A 24,225-nucleotide genomic window follows, 5' to 3' on the forward strand; every position below is an offset into this window, starting at 1 on the left:
ACTGTCCACATCGCTGGCATAGGCCAGCAGATCCAACGTAATGCGCCCATCTTCGTCCAGCGCCAATGCCGCATCCTGTGCGACCGGCGCATGGTTCACTGCGGCAATAATCGTCAACCGGATCCAACCACGAGCACTCTCTTGACCATCGCTGGCCTGCCACTCAATCGCATCCTCGCCCACATAACCGGTTGCTGCCGTATAGCTCCAGGTGCCGTCAAGGTTTTGACTGATTTGCCCGTGGCCCGGTAAACCCACCGTGATCGTCAGCGGGTCGTTATCCGCATCACTGGCATGAGCAAGTAGATCCAGAATCAGGCTGCCATTTTCCTTCAGTGTTGCCGCGATAGAGTTAACCACCGGTGCATGGTTGATATTGACGGCGCTCACCGTCAGGGTAATGGTCGCTACGTTGGAATCCAGCTCGCCATCGTTCACCAAGTAGGTAAAGCTGTCTTCGCCGGTCCAACCTGCGGTTGGCGTATAGCTAACGCTGCCATCGAGGTTATACGTCAGCACGCCGTGCGCAGGCTGCGTCACGATCGCAACGCTGAGCGGATCGCCATCCACGTCGCTGCTCAATGCCACCCAATCAATCGACAGGCTGCCGTCTTGTCGCAGCATCAACTGCGCATCGTTGGCCACCGGCGTGTGATTGATATTGACGGCGGCTACCGTCAGGGTAACGGTCGCCACGTTGGAATCCAGCTCGCCGTCGTTCACCAAGTAGGTAAAGCTGTCTTCGCCGGTCCAACCTGCGGTTGGCGTATAACTGACGCTGCCATCGAGGTTATACGTCAGCACGCCGTGCGCAGGCTGCGTCACGATCGCAACGCTGAGCGGATCGCCATCTACGTCGCTGCTCAATGCCACCAAATCAATCGACAAGCTACCATCTTGACGCAGCATCAACTGCGCATCGTTGGCCACCGGTGTGTGATTGATATTGACGGCAGCCACCGTCAGGGTAACGGTCGCCACGTTGGAATCCAGTTCGCCGTCGTTCACCAAGTAGGTGAAGCTGTCTTCGCCGGTCCAACCTGCGGTTGGCGTGTAGCTGACGCTGCCGTCGAGGTTATACGTCAGCACACCGTGCGCAGGCTGCGTCACGATCGCAACGCTGAGCGGATCGCCATCCACGTCGCTGCTCAATGCCACCCAATCAATCGACAGGCTGCCATCTTGGCGCAGCATCAACTGCGCATCGTTGGCCACCGGCGTGTGATTGATATTGACAGCGGTCACCGTCAGGGTGACGGTCGCCACGTTGGAATCCAGTTCACCGTCGTTCACCAAGTAGGTGAAGCTGTCTTCGCCGGTCCAACCTACGGTTGGCGTATAGCTAACGCTGCCATCGAGGTTATACGTCAGCACGCCGTGCGCAGGCTGCGTCACGATCGCAACGCTGAGCGGATCGCCATCCACGTCGCTGCTCAACGCCACCAAATCAATCGACAGGCTGCCGTCTTGGCGCAGCATCAACTGCGCATCGTTGGCCACTGGCGTGTGATTGATATTGACGGCGGTCACCGTCAGGGTGACGGTCGCCACGTTGGAGTAATCCTGGCCATCGGTAAGCTGATAGCTGAACTGATCCTGGCCAAACCAGGCGGTATCCGGGGTATAGGTAAAGCTGCCATCCAGGTTCTGCGTCAGGCTGCCGTGCGCAGGGCCAGTCACTAACACCGGCGCGACGCCAGCACGCCCGTTATCCACGTCATTGGCCGCCACGTCGATGGTGACTTTACCGCCCTGCTCCAACGTCACCGCATCGTTATACGCATGCAGTTCCTCGGTCGGAGTGGCCCCCAAGTGCAGTTGCCCTACGGTAACCTGGCTGCTGGTCGCCGCTGCGCCTCGGCCAAAACCGATCAGGTCGAAGGAGAGGTTAAGCACTGTTCCTGTCGGTATACCCGTCAGATCGATCAGCACAGTGCGGCTGCCATCGGCATTCAACACCGTGGTTACCCCACTGGCTTTATACTCACGGCCATCGGCTTGCAGATTCAGTGCCGCATCGTTATGACTCAGGCCGGTACTCCCCAGCAAGGATAAACCGGTCGCTGCATCGATCAGCGCGACTTCAAAGGCATCATCCGGGGCATTATCCACATCATCCAGCGCAATCGCCGACAGCGTGAAAGAGAGATAACGATCGTCGGCCCCCAGCACAAACACCTGGTTCAGGCGGGTTTGGGTGGTTGCCGATTCAGTGAGTACCGCCGCGCCATGCTCAAAGGCCACGGAACCCGTGGTGTTCCAGCCTTCGTTACCGTTGAACTGTTGATATTGAAGCCCCGTATTAACATCAGCATCGGTAGAGCGCGTGGCGCCCGCATAAGCCTCTGGCCCATAAACTGTCACCGTTCCCGGCTTAGCCGCCGTGGCGGTGGTTTCCGCCGTATTCGTCGTTGAGCTTGCCGTTGCTGGTGCCGCCTTAGCAGGCAGATGTCGCACGCCTGCATTCAACGTTTCGGCCATAACAGGATCGTTAGCCGCCTGTCCTACCGAATCGCGCAGGCCGAAGGCGTGACCATATTCATGCAGCAAGACGGTCAGCAAATCATATTTCCCCTGGCTCTGGCTTTCACCCACCGCCACCAGCGAACCCAACTCTGCCGCCACAAACTCTTCGTTGTCTAACGGGGTAGCATCCAGGAACCATCCACGCCCGTCACCGGTACGGCTCAGCGCGATCACCGCCGTACCATCGGCATTGAAGCGCGTCATGCCAAGCACGTTCGCCGCCAGATCCTCGAAAACAACCTCGACGGATTTTAGCGAATCAATCACGGCAGCGCTGATGCCTGCTTGCTGCCATAAGCTGAGTGCCGCCTCTTTGACCGCCGTCAGATCGGATGTCACGTTGTATTGAGCGGTGGCTGTTTCGTCAACAGGAGATCCCGCCATTAATAAATGGCTGCTGAGGATCGTCACGTTATCTATATCGACACCCGCGTTATCCTGCGCCGAATGGCTTCCAATACTGAATGTAAAGCGCCCTGCCAGTCCTCGTAGTTCGGATGGAATATTAACTGTAATGCGTTTGGTACTTCCGCTGCCCAGATCGCTGATGCTAAAAGCGGTTGTTGGGAAGCACAGGACTGAAGACTCAAAATAGACTTGCAGTGTGGTGTCCTCATCCCAGTCACCTACGGCCTGGACATCAAATGCTAACTGCTGGGCTTCGGCGCTAAAATACATCCAGTCATGTTGCAGGGGTGAACTTTCAGTGACCCGGAAAGACCAGTCGATAAAGTACTCTTGCAGCATCATGAAGATATCTGGAATATTAACTAATGCCTCCTTCCCTTTACTTCCACCCAAGTCGTTAAGTGCCTTAAGCACCTCTTTCGGCAGCGCATAGCGTTCTAAACCTTCTGCCTGTATTGATGCGGCAAGTAACTTAGGCACTTCTTTTAAGAACTCACTGGCCGGAATAGCGATCAGTTTTTTCAGCACATTCTCAATTAATTCTTTTCCGACATCCTTAATTAAGTTAACAAAGAAATCTTTGAGCTTGTTGACCGTATTCGCTGTATTGCCTTTAGCCAACAATTCGTTGACGACCATATCGAACCGATCTTGGCTAAAACCAGGTACCAGCCATAATCCCTGCGCGGTATTTTTAATCCCCCCTTGCGTAGACCAGCCCGGTATTTCAGTCCATACCCCGCTCAATGATTGCAATGGGAGTCGGCCATAAATCGGCGCATAGCTCGCCTGAAAATCGCCATTAAATACCAAAGGAATGGCGGTACCGGCGTCAATGCCATACTCCGCTTTATTACTGCCGTATTCGGTATTATTAACAGTAACCTGCGTACTCTGACCTTTCTGATATTCTTGCCATTCTTCTGGCGTTGCACCGCCTAATACAGACCACGCCCAGCCAGCACCAACACCTTCCCAGGACAGATGGTCAGTAACAGCAGAATTGGCCGAGGTTTCCCAAGAGTTGTACCACGGGTTACCCGCCGCCTGGTTAACATCAAATTTGCTAGTAACCAAACTTGGGCGATTTGAATCAGATTCTTGCTCATACCGCCAATCATAACTGTCACGCCAGATATAATTACTGAATCCAAACAGATCATCACCTTTTTCTAGAGCAAGATCGGTCGTTCCCAAATACCAGGTCTGTATCCGGCTGTGCGGAATAGCGATACCAAAATTGTAGAGTGTCGTGTCACTCTCAAACCAGGCGCGCCCATTCAATAAAACGTCAACTTCAGCACTACTGATAGACCGGCCATTTGGCGTAGCAGTAAAGCCTAATATTGACGGTGTAAAGGCCCCTTTTGTCGCGTAACCCAAGGTCTGGTAATAGTTGTCAGCAAAGCTGACGTTATTCCATACCGTCGCATCAGGATCATAAAACTCTGAATACTTAATGGTGCCAAAACCAAGCCATTTTGCGGCGTTACCTGCCACCTTCACCCAATTGTCCAGTGAGCCCAGAGAACCCAATGTAGCCATATTCGCCAGACCGAGCACTTGCTCAATCAAATTCAAAATGCTCTTGACCGGTATGTCGAGTGTTTCCTGATTAAACTCATGGGGATCCAACGTTGTCATCTGGATATTGCTTACCGTTGGGAAGTAAACCCCTAAACGCTGAATCACCTCACTGTTTACCGATGTGCCACGACTGTGGCCGATAAAATGCAGTGGCGAGTTGAAGATCGGCAGGCTGCTATTCAGGTTCACCAAGAAGGCAAATAACGCGTTGGCAGCGGCTTCGGCAAAACCGGAGTCGTTAATCCCAGACTCTTGCGCCCAGTCAGTGAGAATAATTAACGGTTTCGTTTTATCGATAGAGGCAAGATCGCCGATAATAGTAAAACATTCTTCATCTATCACTTTCCCTGTTCTGGAGTCGATCTTCGGATCCCACCGTTTTGCCTGGCCAGTGGCCTTGTCCAGCATGATAATCGTTCCGCCGGAGGTGGCAACGATGGATTTCGCTAAATCAAAAGAGGCGGTACCCGTCGCGGTGATTTTCCCTAATGGTGGCTGAAAACCGTGCGTAATAACGGTGACCGACGGGAAAGAGTTTGCATTTTTAGCCGCAACCGGAGTCACATCGAACGACTTGAATCCGCGATAGTCTCCCCCGTTGTCGGTCGTCACCTCAATGCCCCAATAGTATTGTTGTGCCGCAGTCAGGCGGTTAAAACCGGCGATCTTGGTGGCATCCAACGCATACTGCCCTGTGTCTTTATCGTAGGTGATATAGCTCGGCAGTTTGGTCAGGTCGGTAATCTCTAGCGAGAAAATACGCTTGGCATTGGCATCCCCATTCCACGTGTTTTCTATATAGGTATTGACCTTCAGCCCGATTTCATCCAACGCCTCCGGCAACGGATCGTCAGGCCAGAGCCCTTTCCCGGCGGAATGTGCACTGAGGTAGAACTTAAGGCTGGTGATCGTAGACTCGCCGTTAATCTTCCAGGTAAACGTCGGTTCCGTAGTAGCTTGCTGTGTTGCCAGGCCGTCGACACTGATACCGGGTGACAAGAGATCTAATACGCCACTGGTCTGGACGACCGAATGGATCCCCCACATTTTTTCAGCATCCGTTGATAGGTATTGGTCAATCCGCAAAGGCTGCGCCGCAATATTCGGCTGGCCTGCCACCTGCAAATCAATCGGCTTCAACGGGTTTAGGTTCGGTGCCAGCGCCGCCGCCATCAAACCATCAACATTCCAGACCATTATCGCCGAGTTAAACGAAGAGGTGATCACACCACGCGGCGGCGTTTCCTGGAATACCGTAGCGATCAGTTGAGTCCCATCGGATGACAGCACCAGTTGATCCAGAGCGCCCCCCATAATTGGGGTGGTGGCACCCAAGAATTTTGGCTCGCCTTTCTTGCCAAACGGATCTTGGATAATGCCGATTTTCCCGCCAACTTGCCGAGTTGGCGCCAACCACTCCTCAACAGTGAAACTTGCTGAGTAATAGAGGAAATTATAATCCGCCACCAGCGCGTACTCTTCGCCCTGGTAGTTAAGATAGACCACGCCGTTGGTGTGTTGAATATTCTGCCAATACCCGGAACTGGTCCACTGGTCCCCCGGTGTCAGCAACAACTCTTTGATCACCGCCCGTGGAGCCAGTTCACCCGTTGTCGGGTCAACGTCAAAATGAATTGAACCAAAACCCCGGTCATAGGCCATCGAACTCCCCAGCACGAACTCACCCGGAAGATTACCAGCCTGAATATACTGCGGCCCTTTACCTGCCCCCATGCCGGTAAAAGTAATGGTTCTCAAGCCGTCGGAGGCTAATTTCCCGTCATTGACGTCGATAAAACTCAGGTCAATAACATAGACATCGCCTTTAGGAGTGGTAAAGGATCGGTTATCCAACAGGATCGGCTGAACCGGAGCGGTAACAGCCAGATACCGCCCATCACTGATCGCCAGATCGAGATAACCGCAGACTCCTGGCGGGATCCCCTGAACCTGCTGCTGTTGCCAGACATAGAGCGGATCGGCCAAATTAACGTTTACCCGCATCAGCCTGGAACTGTCACCTGAACCATACCGCTGCCCTTCAGCCACATAGAGCCAGCCGTTAGCCAGTGCCAACGAAGAGATATTGGCCCCTTCGCCACCAGAAACCCTGATGGTATTCACCACGCGACACAGGATCAGGTCAACTACGTATATCTTCCCGTGGCTACCGGCGATGTAAGCCATTTCGTCATTTTCAGCCAGGACGATCTGGTCGGTTTTCGATCCCGAGAGCTCCAGCGAATTACCTTTTTCATCCACCGAGATTTTCTTGAGCAGTTGCAGATCCGATACGTTAACGCCTGCTCCAGGTTTCCCCGAGTCCTGGAAAATAGCGATAGAAACGTTATCCGTTGTCAGCGTTAAGCGTGGCTTCTCTGCGCGACTCGGTTCAACCGCATTACTGAACATGCCAGCTTGTTGGAAACGGAACACGCCATTGTCATCCAGGCCACCTGGCACCCGTTCAACCACAAAAACGTGTTGCGAAAGGGCGAGATTGGCCGGGAGCTGGATGTTACTGAAGGTAAATCGACCGTTTTGTGCCGATAATTCTCCCCCCATCATTTCACCCAGCAATTGCCAGGTCATCCCCTGGCTTGGGCTATCAGTCGGTTGGTCAAACAAGCTGTTGTACTTAGGCTTAATCCACAGCCGGTACTTCGCTGAGTTTGCCATCGCAGAGTTGGCCTCGTCCTGCTCGATAGTCCCGGAAATGGTGACAGAGGCAACGCCCGCATCGTCAATCGCCAACGAGAACGCGTCGATAACCGGTGATGTCGGTGCCCGGCACGCCAGATCTTTGATTGTGAACTCGATCGAGTCCTGTTGCTTGGCCATCGTCACGTCACGCCGGACATAGGCACCATCAAAAGTACGGGTCAGCATATACAGCGGGCTGGCCATCAGCAGCGAAGCCGCCATCCCCCCCATCAACCCTGCTAACCCCACAGGAGCCATCATCGCCATATTCATGGTCTGCAACACGAAAATATCCGTGTTGAAAATCGCACTTTTCGTCGTCACTGCGCCGGTTCGTTCATCAACCGTCGAGGTAGCGGCAACGCAAAGTATGGAGCCGCCAAACATCACACCAGGGTAAGGCGGGCTGGCGGTGCGAGCCACGCCATCCGTTCCCACATAGCCGTTATCAACCACCCACCAGATGTCTTGCAACTTGCCGTTTTCGTCAACAATCACGCCTTTACGTAAGAAGAACACTTCGGTTCCGGCAGCGACCGTATCAGACACTTTCATCGCTAACTGCATTGGCAAGGTAGGATCGCTATCGCCGATATCGATCTGCATCGCCCCCAAGGCATCAAAGGCTTCCGGAGCCGGTAACGGCATCCCCAGATCGGTCAGCGCCAATTGCGTTACGGAAACCGTGACGTCTTTATTCAGCGCACCCGGCGGGATCAGCACCGTGTTACCCACCCCATCGCTGATGACGGCACCATCCTGCGCCTTGACCTCGAACGCGCCGAGGTGTGGAGCCTCTACCCGCAGCTCAATAATCCGCTGCTGGCCGCCGTTAATGACATAAACCCGCGCTACACCAGCCGCTTTGGCTTTAATCAACCCGTCGGCGCTGATTTCCACCACCGTTGGATCGGAGACCACGTAGCGAGTGCCTGACGACGCCAGGCTAATGTCGCTGCTGTCGAATATCGACTTGATTTTTAGCTGCCGTTCACCGCCGTTTTCCGTCAGTATCAGCGCTTTTGGATAGACATCGACCTCAAATCCCTCCTCATTGCGATAAGGGAATAACCAGATCGGATCGGTTTCCACCGACAGCGCATTCACCGCCGTAATGCCGCGCGCCGCGACGCTGAAGAACGTCTCGCCCTCGCTCAGCCCACGGATCATGTTCTGCTCATCAATATGCAGCAGAGCATTATTCTGGGTGGTGATGGTCAGGTAAGAACCGAACAGCTCAACGCCGGTCTGATCGGCGAAATCGCCGGTAATTCTCAGATGGACGCTTTCCCCGACGCCCAATACCCCCAGGCGAGCAATGTTGATGTACAGCAATTTGGCATCGCTGATATTGACCTTCAGCTCAATCGGCGCTCCGGCGGCAAAACCGTCGTCGGCCTGCAACAGAATGGTGGCCTCCCCGGCATAACCGGCTTCTGGCGTGAAGATCAGCGTTTGCCCGTCGGCGGCCAGCTTGGTATTACCGTGTGTGCCACCAATAATGCGCCAGAAAACGGTTTCGCCTTCCAGATCGTCAGCAATATCCGCCAGCGTTGCGCGCACGCCGAGATCCACATGGGTTTTGGTCTCTGGCAGCGTCCCATTTGCCACCGGTGCCTGATTAGCCACAAAACCGCTATTGGCGTACAGCAGTTGGCGATCGGCGCTATTGAGCAAACCATCGCCATTCAAATCGCCATCAAGATTCTGGTCGCGCACCGCCTGTGCCCATGCCGTGCTGTCTGCACCATCTACCTTGCCGTCGAGGTTTACATCACCGGCAATCGACAGGCGGATCTGTGCCTCACCGGTTCCGCTGACGCGGATCAGCTTGACGCCAGCTTCGGTCACCCGCAGTAAATAGGTGGTTTTGCCGTTCAGCGTTGTGGTGCCAATAATTTGCGCCCCGGCCACTTGCAGCGTTGCGCCTGCTGGCAGTTGTGCCTCAAGTGCCAGGGTTACCGCACCGGCGGCTCCTGGGGTGTGAACCGTGCTGGCAATTTCACTGTCGCGGATCACAAAGGCCAACGCGGCACTCTGCCCGGCCACTAATGTGCCCTGCCAGCTATTGCTGTTGCTGGTTCCCCAATTAACTACCGCGCCCAAATTGGCGCTGAACGTTTCAACGATCGGCGTGCCATCCGCGTTGTAAGCAATTGGTGTGCCCTGATCGGTGCTGTTAAGCACACGCACCAGCAGCAATCGCCCGCTGCCGTCGTAACGGTAAGCCAGAACTTTACTCTCGCCGTTCTCATCCGGATAAGCGATGCGATTGATACGCCCGCTGTTGTCGCGTTGAATATCAATGCGTTCAACCGTTGGGGTGCCAACGGTGGCAATCCCGGTATCCGATACCAGCCAGCTCACGCCGTCGGCAAAGGTGATCCGGTTGATGCGGCCAGTACGATCCAAATCATACTGGGTGCCATCCGGCCCGGTCAGCGTGTAACCGAGTGGTACCCAAGGCATGCCGGTCACCTGGCTATAGAGCCGATCGCCCTGGCGCACCAAGGCTTCGGTGGTATTCAGGGTGCCGGAGGCGCCAAAATTATCGCCATGCGCCACCAGTTGCCAACCCTGAGAGGCCGTGAACTGCGGCAACCACACCTGTGGTGCCCCCGCTTCCGTACTCAAACGTTCGCTGGTGGTTGTCAGGGTGAAGCTAAGCGATTTAATTCCCGCCGCTGAATTCGCCAGATCGGCCGGTAGGGTTATCCATACCCGTGCGCCATCGCTCCAGGCGGCCGTAGCGCCAGAAGGCAAGGTGGCCGGTTGATCGGTAGTCAGGCGGGTGTCTAGCCATGGCAACGTCCAGTTGCCAAAATCACTGTTGGCACTCTCTGGTGCCGCACTCCACTGACGCACCAGCGCAACGTCATGGCCAGCCAAACTGACTAACGCATCGGTTTGCAGCACCTGATCCTGTGCTTTATCGACACTATCAATAATAATATTGGCGCTAATTTCACTGGTTCTGCCCACCAGATCCCAGGCGGTGAAACGCAGTTGGTAAACCCCGTTGCGCCACTGGGCCGGGTCGAGATTAGCCAACGTCAGCATCTGATTAACGGACGCAGCCGAATTATCATTCTGCGCCAACATCTGCCACTGGTTGCTACCGGCAACGGCGATTTGCAATTGCCAACCCATTAACTGCTTTTCAGCAATCTGGGCGAGTAACGCCGTCGCCTGCGTCAGCGTACGCGGTGCGCCGTCCTCGTGAGCCTGAGCCAACGCGCCGCCCCAGCTCAATTGCGGAGCTGCGTTATCCAGTGGATCTTTAACCCGCAACGTTTGGAGAGTGGTGGCGGTAAAACCGTCACGATCGGTCGCGGTCACTTTCAATTCAATCAGCCCAGGTACTGATGGGGCGATCTTGATACGACCCGCCGCATCAAGCGCCACATCCTGCCAGGCACCGTCTGCACTTTCGCGCATTTGCACCACAAGGGTGCTGATGGCGCTCCAGGACTCGGTACGTACCGTTGCCACCACGGTTTGCCCCGGTAATACCGGCGTTCCCGGCGTGGTAGCGATCAGGATCTTCGGCACATTACTGGCCGCTTCGGCCACCACGCGCAGCACAAAGGTCTGCCGCGTGCTGCTATAACCATCGGAGACTACCGCAGTCACTACGGTATCCCCCATTTGCCCTGGGCCCGGCGTCCAGATCAGCCGTTGATTGCGGCTATCGTATTCTGCGCCTTCGGGCAGGTTGGTAAAGCTGAACGTCAGTGCCTGAGTTTGCGCTTCACCATCCGGATCGTTGGCCGCGATCTCGCCATTCGCCGCTGCACCAAACACGATCGGCAGGTTAAAGGTATCTCCGATGACCACCGCATGATTACTGGTACTCAGTTGCGGCACACGGTTTACGTCGAATACGCGGACCTGAACCGTTTGGAAGCTGATGGCACTACCGTCAGTGGCTTTAAAGGTAAAGGTGATGGCTCGGTTATTGGTGGCTAGGTTATCCACCATCGACTGGGTCGGCGTCCATTCAAAGTAACCACTGGTCGCGTCGAAATGCACACCGGCTGGCGTGTTTTCGTCATAGACCAAGCTCAAACTCACCGCATCCAGATCGGGATCGACCGTGCGCACCGTGAAGCTGAGCGTTTCACCTTCGTTGATCAACTGTAGCGGTAACGGCAGGATGCGCGGAGTCTGGTTGACGTTGGCCACCGTGATTTCTACCGTACGGGAGAAACTGGCAGCACCGTCACTGCCGGTGACCACCAAGCGCCACAGCCCTGGCGTACCGGTATTGCCCTCTTGTGCGGCAAAGAAGTCTGGTAACCAGTTCAATTCTGCGCGCGCGCCGTTGGCCGCTGGCGTAAAGACCATGCCGCGCGGTAAGTTGTCGGCTGACCATTGCAGCCAATCGGCATCCTGATCGTAACCGTACAGGACCAGATTGAGCGGCACGCCTTCACTGGCGGTTAACTGTACAACCTCATCCTGAGCGGTTTCAGCCAATGGCTGCCCATTAACTTCCAGACCCAGAACATTTGGCGCAGCGTTGGTTTCACGCACGACGATACGTAGCGTATGCCGCACCTCGTTAGGCACCGGATTGGTCGGGTTGGTGTAACCCGCATCCTGCGGCGGTAAACCACGGTCAGTGACAATAATCGTGATATCGCGCACGCCAGCATCTTCCGCGCTTGGCGTCCAGGTGAGCGTCGCGTGGCCGTACTGCACGCCAGGGGTCAGCGTCGCCCCCAGCGGCAACCCTTCACAGCTCCAGGTTAACGCATCCTGATCGAGATCGGTCACTAACAGATCGAGAGAGAGCGGTTGATTTTCCAGAGCGACGATCTGCTTCGGTGCCACCAGCACCGGTGCTTCGGATTCACTGCGCACCGTCAGCACAAAGCTCACGCTCTGCGTCAGTACCTGATTAGCGTTACCATCGCCGTTATCGCTGGCGATGACGGTAATTGCATAATCGCCGCGCGTGTTGGCTCCTGGGGCAAACCGCAATATGCCGCTGGCTTTGCCAGGCTCAGAGGTATTTTGAATGTAACTGGCAAAGGCAGGCAGCCCGACAAACGTCAGTTCAACGGGATTACCATCCACATCAACCGCATTGATCGGTATCTCCAGCACGTCGCCTTTATCCATAAAGGCGTTACTGATATCGCCCACCAGTGGCGCACGGTTGGTATTCGCCACCACGATCGGCACAATCAGGTGGCTGACTGCGGGCACTCCGGTACCATCGCCCTCATCGGTGGCGGTCACCGTGATGCTGTAGCTTCCGGCCTGGGTATAACCCGGCGTCCAGACAATTTCCATCGTCTCGGCGTCAAACTGCGCGCCTTCCGGCAAACCGCTGACGCTGTATTGTACCGTTGCTGCGGTGGTGTCTCCGCCAAAGGCCGTGCCCTCCGGGCGCAACCGGGTTTTCGGTTCAAAATCCGGATTATCAGGGTCAAACGCAAACACGCTGATACGCAACGGCTGGCCTTCAAGGACATTCCAGGTCTCCGTTGGCGCAAAAACCGGTGCGCCGTTGGCGTTGGCCACGGTGAACAGGATTTCACGCGTGATGGCAGTTTTGCTGACCTTACCATCCAACGCTGTCCAATTGGCGATCAGCGTCACCGGCACTTTGTAGCTGCCATGCTGGTTATAACCCGGCGTCCATTCAATCCAGCCGGTTTCAGAGTTCAATGTGGCACCGCCCGGCAGCCAAGGCACGCTGTATTCCAACCTGACCGTTACACCGTCGGGCTGGCTGGCGCCACCAGGAATGCTACCGGCTAACTGCAGCGCATATTTATCGCCTTCGCGCAGTATCTGTTCAGCCATCGGCGGCAGCAGCGGCTGCGGGTAAGCCTGTGCGACCGTAATCGTCAGGCTTTGGCTGACCGTGCGCTTGCCATCGCTGGCAGTCACGGTAATGCCTTTATAAACCCCGGCCTGATCGTAGCCCGGCGTCCAGCTCAATAGACCAGAGGCCGCATCAAACACCGCACCCGCTGGCAAATTGCGCACCATCAAGGTCAGAGTGTCGCCATCTGCATCCGAGATCATCACCGGTAAGGTCAGGGTCTGGCCTTCCGCCAACGATTGATCGCCGGATAAACGAATAACCGGCGCATGATTGCCATCGGTCACGGTCAACTGATAATAGCGGTAAGCGACCCCACCACGGCTGTCCTGCACCCGCACCAGTATTTCACTGTCAATGTCAGCATTGGCGGTTGGCGTCCAGCTCAGGGTGGCGCGGTTGTGATAGCCATTTTCGTCATTAGTGACGTCGGTTGCCGGTGTCAGGCGCATGCCCGCCGGGGCCTGAATCAGTTGCCAGTAAAAACGCGTGCCGTCTTCGTCAATGGCTTCGATCTCGGCCGTCCAGGCTTCCCCAGCCTTGGCATCAGGCAGCGCAAAAGCAGAAGGCAACTGCGGATTGCTCACTCCGGCAACCGTGAGCTGCGGCGGAATATTGGCCTGCGGAACCGCATAAACCCCATGACCGAGGTTCACTTTCACCAGATCGGCCAGCCCTTCCCTTGAGGCAAACAGGCTGGCAGGCACCAATGTTACCGTTTGATCGTGCAGCGTCGCCCCGGTGGCCAATTTGCCACCGAGCTGTTTTAACGCCGCCGTTAAGTCCAGGATCCACAGATCGGCACGATCGCCATCCCCAAGGGTTCCCCCGGTCACGCCACCGTCAAAATAACGGCCTGGATCCAGCAACAGCATTAACGGCCCGTTGAGATCGTCAAAGCCAATATTGGTGATATTAATGTCGTAGCTGATCTCTCCCGTCGCCCGATCGGCGCGGGTGTTGGAAAACTCCAGCCGCAGTTGGCTGCTCATGTCGTTTAACGCGGTGAAATTGCTGATGTAAGCCAGCGAAAGCGGGATTTCCAACTCGCTTTGCAGCGTTGGCTTGATCTCAAGCTGATACTGCCCCGCCTGTAATGTGCTCACATCCAGCCAGGCGGTGTTCGTGGCCGCATCCCACACCACAGCAAGCGGGTTAAACAGGGTTTCCTTGCCCTCTTCCAGCAACGTCAGGCTGTAATTGTTCGGGTTCAGTACGCTGCCCGGCTGGCTGCTGTCCCCGACCCACATATCCTGATCGAAGACCACGCTGATGCGGTTCATTGGCAACGCTACCAGCGCACCATCAGGAACGCTGACGGCGGTAACCTGTGGTGCCTGCGCCTGCGCTATCTCATCAATATGCCCGGTTTGCGCTACCAGAATACGCCCATCGCTGGTGGCGATAATCGACTCACCGCGCGTTCCACCGCTTGCCAACTGCAAGACTCGCTGGCTGGCCAATTCCAGCATCCAGACTACGGACTGGTGCGGCACATCGGCCCCTGTACCGGTGACCGGGCGCTGCTTCAGATTACTCGATGCCAGCAATACCCCTTCCAGCGCCGTGCCCGCAGCGCCAAAGGCGATGCTATCGATAGTGCCACTGAGGCGATACTCCAGCTCGGCACGCCCAATATTGCGCCCTGTCATCGGGAAGCTGACGATATCGGTGGTAGCATTTACCGCAGTTCCCGAAATCACACCGCCACTCCACTTCACGCCCCACAACCGGCCATCGGGGCCAAATGCCAGATCGCCGACGCGCAGATTACTGAAGTGCCGCCAGGCCAGATTCGGATCGGTCGCTTGCGGATTAAAAATCTCAATACCGTTGCCTGACGACAGATAAATTTCACCGCTCTGCGGATGGATCGCCAGCGCGTGAGTCAAGGGTTCATCACCCGGCCCGGTCAGCCGCTGTAGGATGGCACCGGTGGCCGCATCAACCTGCAACAGCTCGGCTCCGGTCATCACCCACAGTTGCCCGAAGGCATCTACCGCCATGTCCACTATCGGTGCATCCAGCGTGAACAGCGGTGTCGTACTGCGCCCGCCTTTTACCGCATAACTGTAGACTTCATTACGCAGGCTACCGGCGCTGACCAGGAAACTGTGGTCCGGCATTTCAACCATCGCCTGAGCACCAATATCGGCCTCACTGCTGCCATAGCCGTCGGCAAAGCCGCGTAGGGTGAACGGCGCCAGTACGGTCTGCAAATCCCCTTTCTGGCTGCTGGCCACCGCGCCCGGCAGGTACTGGGCCGCCTGCTCAAACAAGGCGTTAGCCGGATAACTGCGATCCGGCGTGGCCAGCGGTAATTCCGCCGTCTGGCTGAGCGAATCGTTGGCACCAAGCTCCTCGATCACCTGCTGACGAGCACCGTCGTCCGGCAGCACTGCCTGATAGACGCTCACCGCCTCGCGATTACCGGCACGATCGGTGGCGACCGCCAGGAACTCATAGCGTTTACCCGTTTCACCGGTAAACAGCGCCTGAGTGACATCCGCGGCCACCTGACGCAGCCAGATCTTGAAGTCACCACCATTTTCCGCCACATACAGGGTGACCGATTTCACGCCGCTGGCGTCATCTTCCGCCAGCCAGCGCACGTCAAACGTCGGCGCGCCTTGGGTGTTATTGCCGAGTGAACTCACGGTAAGCTGGGTTCGCGGAGCGCTGGCATCCAATTTGACCGAAGAAGAGGTGCTGTCGATCGGTGGTGCCGCATCAATGATAATCCGCGCAGAGGTCACCAGTTCAGCGCCAGAGGCCACATTACCGGTGGCGCTGATGGTGTAACTGACAAAACCGCGTCTTTGCTGTTCGGCAGTGGTTGGCGACACGCCCGCCAAGGCCATCAGCAAACCGCGGGTAACGTCATGCAGCACTTCGCCGGAATCCGGGTCGATGGCCTGTAACAGCCAAGTGGCAATATGGGTTTCCATATCCACCCCGGCACTGACCCGCAGGATATAACCCAGGTTAGCGGTGAAATCGAAATCCCCCTGGAAAACGGCCTTGCCCGCCGGGATATGGATATTGATATCGCCAATCTTTATATCCCCCAGCCGGAAAGAACGGACGTCAAAGTCACTGTCCAACTGGGTGACAATCCTTAACTCCCCGGCCGGGGAGGTTGAAGCATTACTGAACGAAACGGTATACGGCAGGGCTGTATCGACAGGCACGTACTGGTTACCATCCGCAGCGGTAATCGCCTGCGGGCCACGCACGCTGATGCCGGTAGCCGTGCTTTCCTGCTGTGACGTTTGCAGCAGGTATTGCGCCAGGTTCAGCGCTTGCGCATCCACCGGGCGGAACTCATTATCCAGCACCCCGATATGGCGCAGGTATTCCAGTTCGCTAACACCGCCGGTAAAGACGTTGAAGTTAATAAAGTGGGTATCCTGTTGCGCATTCAGATCGAACTGCGCGGGATCGGCCATGTTCGGCACCGGGATCAGGACGCTGTTGCCCTCGTCATCATGACGTTCTTCCCAATACTCGATGCCGGCTTTGGCCGCATCGGGATCGCCTGCATAGCGGGCGGTATCGCCATACCACTTCTGTACCTGGGTAAAGAAAGCGAGCAGATCCGCCTGCGTGCGATAGCTCTCACCGCCTTTCGACAGCAAGATGCCGCTCGCCAAGGTGGCATTCAGGCTGAGCACCAGCGGATTATTGCGGATCGGTGGCGCTTCATTGACCGGGCGTAATAACCCCGCCGCCTCCAGCGCCCCCAGCCAGCCGTTGACCCACTGAATTTCGTCTGCCGCCAACACCGCCAACGTCGTCGATGCCTGTGCATCACTCAAAATAGCCGCGCGCAGTTTTTGCGCATGTTTAACCTGATCCGCAATGAACTCGTCGCGGGTAATCGCCGTAGCCGCCGCGGTAATATTGAAACGGAACGGCAGCGCCATCGTTTCCACTTTGGTCAGGTGCACTTCAGGTTCTGGCGACAGGAATTTTGCGGTGAGCCCACGTGAAATTTTGTCCAGATCCTGCACCCCATTATCCAGCAAGCCTTCGGCTTTCCATTCCGGGTGTAACAGATAGAGTTTGTCTCTCAGACCTTCAAAATCATAGGCCATCCATTCGGCTAATCCTGGGTAGGTTTGGACATTGAAACTCATGCCAACAAAACCACCGGCAGAGACATCAAACGCATAACCAGGAGCCAGGTTATAACCGGCCAGATTCTGCGCACCATCCAGGCTGGCCCAAGGGATATCCTGCCGCGTGGTGCCATCGGTTGGCGTTTGCCCGTAGGTCTGGGTATTGCCTGCCGTATCCAGGGTTACGCCCGCAGGTTGCCCCGCCACGTTGCTGCCGAAGACCACGTATGGCAAGCTCAGGCCGCTCAGCACATCTTCGCTGTAGCCCATTTCCGGGGAGCCAAAATCAAAGCGCACATAAGGCGTATCAACGTTGGTCAGGCTTTGCAGAGAAATGCTGTACAGGCCGTTTTCACCTGGGATCAGCGAGGCGTAGCCACCCATGCCGATGGTGACATCGGCTTCAATGCCCCGCTCCACCAGATAACGCTGTGCCTCGGTGATCCGCTGGCCATCCGGGTTAGTGACCACCACATCGTACAAACCGACCGGGAACTTACGCAAATCAAAAATAGCGCGGATATGGGTCGCATCCAGCACCTGCCAGCGATCGGGCTCGGCTTCGCAAACCCCAGGGCGGGACAGCTTAACCAGCGCACCGGCCTTGAAATGTGCCCCGTAGATATCCAACGTCACCCAGCGATGCTCGTCGTCACCAATGCCCCCCTGATCCGGCGTGATTTGGGTGATCGACAATGGCAACAGTTCAGCGCGTAAGGTGATAGGCGCATCGAGCTTACCTTGGCGGGAACGAACCAGGATGTAATAGTCACCCGCCAGCGTGCTGCCAATTAACGCCTCCTGATCGGCCGCCATCGGGTTGCTGTAAGCCGCATCAAACACATAGCCCGTCGGGATATCGCCATAGCGAATATAGATTTCGTTATCACCGCTCACCGCCAGCGCATCCAGGCTGACGCGCAGCGTTTCACCCGCAGGCACGGTCACTTTGTAGAGCCGTTCCTGATTCGGGCTTAAGGTGGTTTCCAGCGGGTTGGCTACCTGCAACTCCGGCACGCTGACCTGAAGCGTGACGCCTGAAGCAATGCGGTTATTGGCTTCACCTGGCGGCAGCGACAGCCCGTTGGCGGTATAGGTGATCTTGCCCTCGAACACTTCGTTATAGATGTCCGGGCGCACAATGATGCGCCAGTGGCCTTCTTTTAGCGGTGGCAACTGCGCAATGAGCTGACCAACATAGCTACCGTCAGCCTCTAGATCGCCAACATGCTCCACTTTACCCAGCAGGATATCGCCCAGATCCCAGTCATTATCTGTCGACAGGTACAGAGCATCGGTCCAACGGCCATAGGCAGGGTTAATCGAATCATTGACCACGGTGTAATCAATCTGAATGCTGTCCCCCACATTGGCACTGCCAGGCAGCACCACTTCCGTAGCTCTGAGATCGGCCGGTGGTGGCACGTCAATCAGAATCGGCTGCACCGCCGCCAGCGAGTTGTTTTGCTCATTGCCGAATTCACGCACTTTGCCGAATGAGCCGGAATTCCAGGCATAGGCCGGATCGCTCACCACAAACACATAATAAGGCCCTTCCAGATCTTTCGGCGCAGTAACGGTAAAACTTCCCTGATACTCACCGCCCTCGGCCAACCCGCCGTTATGCGTGACATAACCCAGATAGCGATCCTGATTGACATCCAGGAAACGATCTTTGGAAAGATAAACCATGTCATACCAGCTCGATTGGCTGGCTGGAGTATCACCACCAAGGTTAACCGTACGGTAATCAACGGTAAAACTCTGCCCGGCATAAATATGAGGCGGAGCGACAACCTCCGCCACTTGCAGATCCGGTGGCGTGGCTAAGGTAATCGGTAAGGCGATGGAGGCCAGGTTGTTGCCTTCGTCTTTAAACTCCAGCACGCTACCGTCCGCCGTGGTGAAGAAATCCACCCCGCTTAGCCCACTGCGGATGGTACTTGGCACAGAATCAGTACCGATTGAGGTGTCCGTTTTCACTATCAGGTGAAAATCACCGCTGATCGACTCTGGCAGCAGAATGGTGGCCGAAACCGTGTAAGACTCGCCGGGTTGCAGATATTTGGGCTTAAAGTTTTCAAACAGACTAATGGGTTTAATATGGAACAGGCGGCCAAGAAGTGAATCCCAATCTTGCACTACGGCAGCATCACCGGAGTCCAGAGCATCATCACGTGACAGGTAAACCCCATCACTCCAACTGTTGGTACGGGTGGCGCGCGTTCCCTGGTTGGTGACCGTCCAGGTGACCGTGATCTCCTGGCCCGAAGACGGATTGGCATTGGAAACTTTGATATCGCCGACGATCAGATCCGGCTCGCGATAATGAATATTCAGCGAGCTACGCGCGCGGTTATTGTCATTGCGTTCCCCTTCATAGACCGAGCCCGCACGACCATAAGGTGGCAGAGAATAATAGAGACGCGCAATCTCATTCTCACCCTCGAGCAGCTCGGGTTTTGCACGTTCAACTCTGTCTTCACCATTATCACTGTCCGTCACCACATAGATGTAGTACTGGCCATCGGTACCCGCAGGTAAAGTGAATTTAGCGCTAGCGGTATAGCTGGCGTTCGCCGCCAGCCCTTCCACGTTGGCATGCACCACGGTCCCCAACAGCTTAGCCCGGATAGGAATAAAGGTCGGATCGGTGCTGATATAAACCGCATCGATCCAACTGCGCGTGCCGGACCAGACTGCCGCCCCCAGGTTAGTGACCGTCCAGGTAATCGTGGTTTCTTCACCCGAGAAATTCTCTGGTTCGGTCTGAATGTCAGTGACCTGCAGATCTGCCGGTTGGTCGATCACCGGCGAGGAGGTAATAAACCTATTGTTGTTCTCATTGGCCTCGGCAATCCGGTTGGTCGCATCGCTGCGCACCACCAGATAAAGCCCCCGCACCGACGGTGCGAGCTGAACCGTCTGGTTGACGGTATAGGATTCGCCATAACCCAACTGGCGATTCTGGGTAAACTCACCCAGTTTCCAGAACGTTTTCGCGCTTTCCCAATCTGGCGTATCAATCAGCCAGACCGCATCGTTCCATTCACCCGTAAAGATATCGCCACGGTTCTGTACGGTATAACTGAAGGTGTAATCCTCACCCGCCAACTGCGTGCTAGGGACGATCACCTTCGTGACTTCCAGATCGGGTGGCATCACGCCGATCACACTGATTGCTCGGGCTTTGTAGTTGTTGTTGTCGATTTGCGTCGCATCATCAGGATTGATGTTGGTCGCCAGCGTATCTTCCAGAATGACGTTATAAGCATCACTCCAGACGGTGATAAAATACTCACCGGATAGAACGCCCTCAGGGATCGTGACCCGCACCTGATTCAGGTAATCTTCCCCTACCGCCAAGTTGCCCACGTGCGTGAAGGAGCTCAACAGGATATCGCCTTTGGAGGCACCGGGTTGCCGCTTGTCACGCGCCAACCAGACGGTATCCGTCCAGGTATTCAGCGCCGCTGAATCACCACGAGTGGTGGCACTGCCCTGGTTGGCGACCTTGTAACTCACTTCAATACTGGCACCATGCACCGCTTGACTCGGGGCAACCACATTGCTGGTGACCAGATCGCCAAAAGGTACCGGGTCGATATAGAGCTGCGCCGCCTTAACATTGTTGGTGTCGTTCGGGTATTCGTCGATATTGTAATTGCCGTCAGCAACCACAATCAGGTACACCTCCCCACGATAGCGAATCGGGATATCCACCATCGCCGTGCTATTGGCATAGGATTCACTCGGTGCCAACGCAGAACCATTGGCAAATTGCCCCACCAGCACATCATCACTGCTCAGAATGCCATCCAGCGACAGATACACTTTATCCGTCCAGCGCCCGCTGGCCACAACAGACCCCAGGTTGCTGATGGTGTAACGAATCGCCGCGCCGGTCCCTGCGGTGACATGCTCAGGAACGGTGATGGTGGTAACACGCAGATCCGGCCGATCGTAGAGGCTGATCTCCATCAGGTCGGTAGAGGTCTGTTCATTGTTGTCACGGGCGGTGCCGTGCTCATAAATCTGTCTGTCTTTCGTGAGCTGATCGGCATTGGTCACTACTTTAACGCGATAAAGCCCCTCAAGTTTCGCTGGCACGCGGATCTGTTCGGTGCGCGTATAGCGCATGCCGGACTCCAGCGTGCGGTCATAGGTGAAGTTACCCAGTGACACCGCCTGACCGCTGCCGTCTGCCGGGACTAACCACACCGAGTCAACCCAAAGCCCACTCGCCGCCGCTTCGCCCTGATTCAATACCTGCCAGGAGATGTCTATCAGGCTTCCTTCCTGCACGCTGTCAGGAAGAGAGATGCTCTCAACCACCAAATCAGCAGACGGGGATAGCGTGATAGGAACGGCTAGCGAAGTGCCCATGTTGTTGTCAGTAAACACAAACTCAAACGGGCCACCGGTGCGCACGTTGAGGTAATACAAACCTTCGGCACCTTCGGGCAGGGTAATGCTCAGCGTTTGGCTATAGCTATCACCGACCGCCAGTTTGCCAAGATGGCGGCTGGCGCTGAAAAAGGTCACGACGTCAGTGCCATCCGGATTACGGCTGAGCCAGATCTGATCGGACCAGCTGGCGCTATCCGTGAGGCCAATCCCCTGATTGACCACCTGCCAGCTCACCTGCAACGGCTTCCCACTGGCCGGTGTGCCCGAGAACGTCACCGAGGCGACCTGCAAGTCTGCATACGGGATCGGCATCACATCGACATCATGATCGGCACGGCCAACGTTGTTAGCCTCTGCACCGTTCTCGAAAACGTCGTTTTTGGCGTCGGTCAAGACAAACAGTTTGTAGCGTGCCGCCGTTCCCGGTGGCAACAGGATGCTCTCAGTGCAGCTATAGGAATCCCCCTGCGCCAATGCCCCCTGGCGCTGATATTCCCCCACGACCCGATCGTCGGTGTTGCCTAAAATATCATCGGTCGACAAAATAATACGATCGGTCCACGCCGTCGCATTGCCAACACCGGTGCCCTGATTAGTCACCGTCCAACTCACCGCCATCGTTGCCGGATCGGCAATGATTTGCTCCGGTGCCGTGATAGCACTGACCACCAGATCGGCATAAGGGGTGAGATTCACCGTCAGATTGGCTTGGCTCTGATTGTTATCACGATGACCATCGTCAACCTGTTGGCCAGCATCATTAATCAGCAGAATTTCATATTCACCGCCATAGCCCAGCGGGATCAGTACCTCAGCGCTTGCCGTGTAGCTGCTGCCTGCCAGCAACCCGCCGGAATGCGCCACCTCAGCAAACTTCTGGCGCACACCGTCTTTGACCAGATACAGAATATCGTTCCAGTTGCCGCTGACGTTACCGCCCTGATTACTCACCGTCCACTCAACGCGTAGCGTCTCGCCGGACTGCACCAGGCTTGGGCCACTCAGCCCATCCACCTGCAAATCAGGCCGGGCAACACGCACCGTTTCTGACGATAACGCCTGATTGTTGCTACCGTCATCCTTCTCATAAACCGTCTGTTCCGTATTGGTTTTGACGACCCAACGGTACTCCCCTTCGGTAAACCAGCTCGGCAGCGTCACATTGACGCTGCGCACGGTGCTGGCACCGGCATCCAGCATGTCGCTGACCAGCACGCTGGCAACCTGATACAAACCGCCCTGAGCACCACGATCAATATAGATCCGATCGTACCAGGCACTTCCGGTGCTGCCGTTCCCCAGATTGGTTGCGGTATAGCTTAAGGTTGCAGTTTCTCCAGGGCACAGCAGAGTCGGGCCACTGACGTTGCTGACGGCCAGATCGGCAACCGGGGCCTGACCAACATGCAACTTGGCTACACTCACGCGCGTATTGTTGCCCGTCAGGCCCTGCTCGGCCAGCGAGCGGGCAATATCGGTACTGACAATGACGTAGAAATCCCCGGTCAGCTCCCGTGGCAACGTGATGGTCGCCCGGCCGATATAGCTTTCTCCAGGGGCAATAAAGCCCGAGTGCGTGACGGAACCTGCCAGAATAATATCGTCGCTATTGCCTAAGATGGCATCCGTCGACAACACCACGCGATCGTTCCACAGCGCCAGATTCGTCGTTCCATCGCCGTCGTTTCTGACTTCCCAAGAGATCAGAATATTTTCGCCATTCAGCGCCGTTTCTGGCGCATTCACCGCCAGCAGATTCAAGTCGGCAAAAGCGACCGACAACGCGATCGGTTGTGCGGGCGCAAGGTTATCGGCACGGGTATCCTGTTCGGTGGTTTCAGCATTCGCATCGGCCTTAACCGTCAGGTAATAGCGGCCTTCAGGACGGAAAGGCAATTTGACCGTGGCGGTTTGCGTATAAGACTCACCGGTATTCAGCCCGCCAGCGTGGCGGACCGTGCCAATAATGATGTCATCGGCGTTGCCAAATACGGCATCGGTGCTGAAAATAATCTGATCGGCCCAACTGCCTTCCGCGTTAGCCTGCCCCTGGTTACTGACCTGCCACTCAAGAGTTATTGTTTCGCCCGCAATGCCCGCTGCTGGGACCGTGACTTTATCCACACGCAGATCGCAATACGCAGCCTCACCGGATAGAGCATGGATTTCAGCGCTGTTATTCTCTTCCGCATCCTGCGTCAAGTTGGTTTCAAACAGCACCCCCAGACCGGCAGAGTTTTGGTCCGTCGTGACGGTGATACTGATATCCCCCGTGCCTTTCAGCCCTTCTGGTAAACGGAAGGTGAAGCTACGCACACGAAACTCGCCAGCTTGGATCGCGCCCAGCAATTGGCCGCCCACCACCAGCATCGGGTCATAGGCCAGGCTGGTATCCAGCAACACCAGGTTGCCTGCCGTATTTTTAATGACAATGCGATCGTCAAAACCCGTGCCCGTCGCACTGCTGCCCAGGTTCCAGTCTTCCCAACTGATGGTGACCAAGCCACCGGCCTGAATCTGCGTACTGTCAACGCTCAGATTGCGCACCTGCATATCCGGCCCGACATCGCGCACCCATTCAACGCTGTTGTTGCTTTCCCCGTTGCCCGCCGCATTGACCTCGGTAATCTC

General features: G+C 56.0%; 1 protein-coding gene (only partly in view). It reads right to left on the minus strand.

The window, feature by feature from the left end; genetic code table 11:
* Nucleotides 1–24,225 carry part of the coding region annotated (locus AC2A1E_RS19825; protein WP_484385180.1) for an Ig-like domain-containing protein on the minus strand (this coding region is incomplete at its 3' end). Its footprint extends 10,338 nt past the window's final position, so 24,225 of the 34,563 annotated nt are shown.

It is taken from the genome of Serratia sp. HNCC26DJ206 (assembly GCF_057180605.1).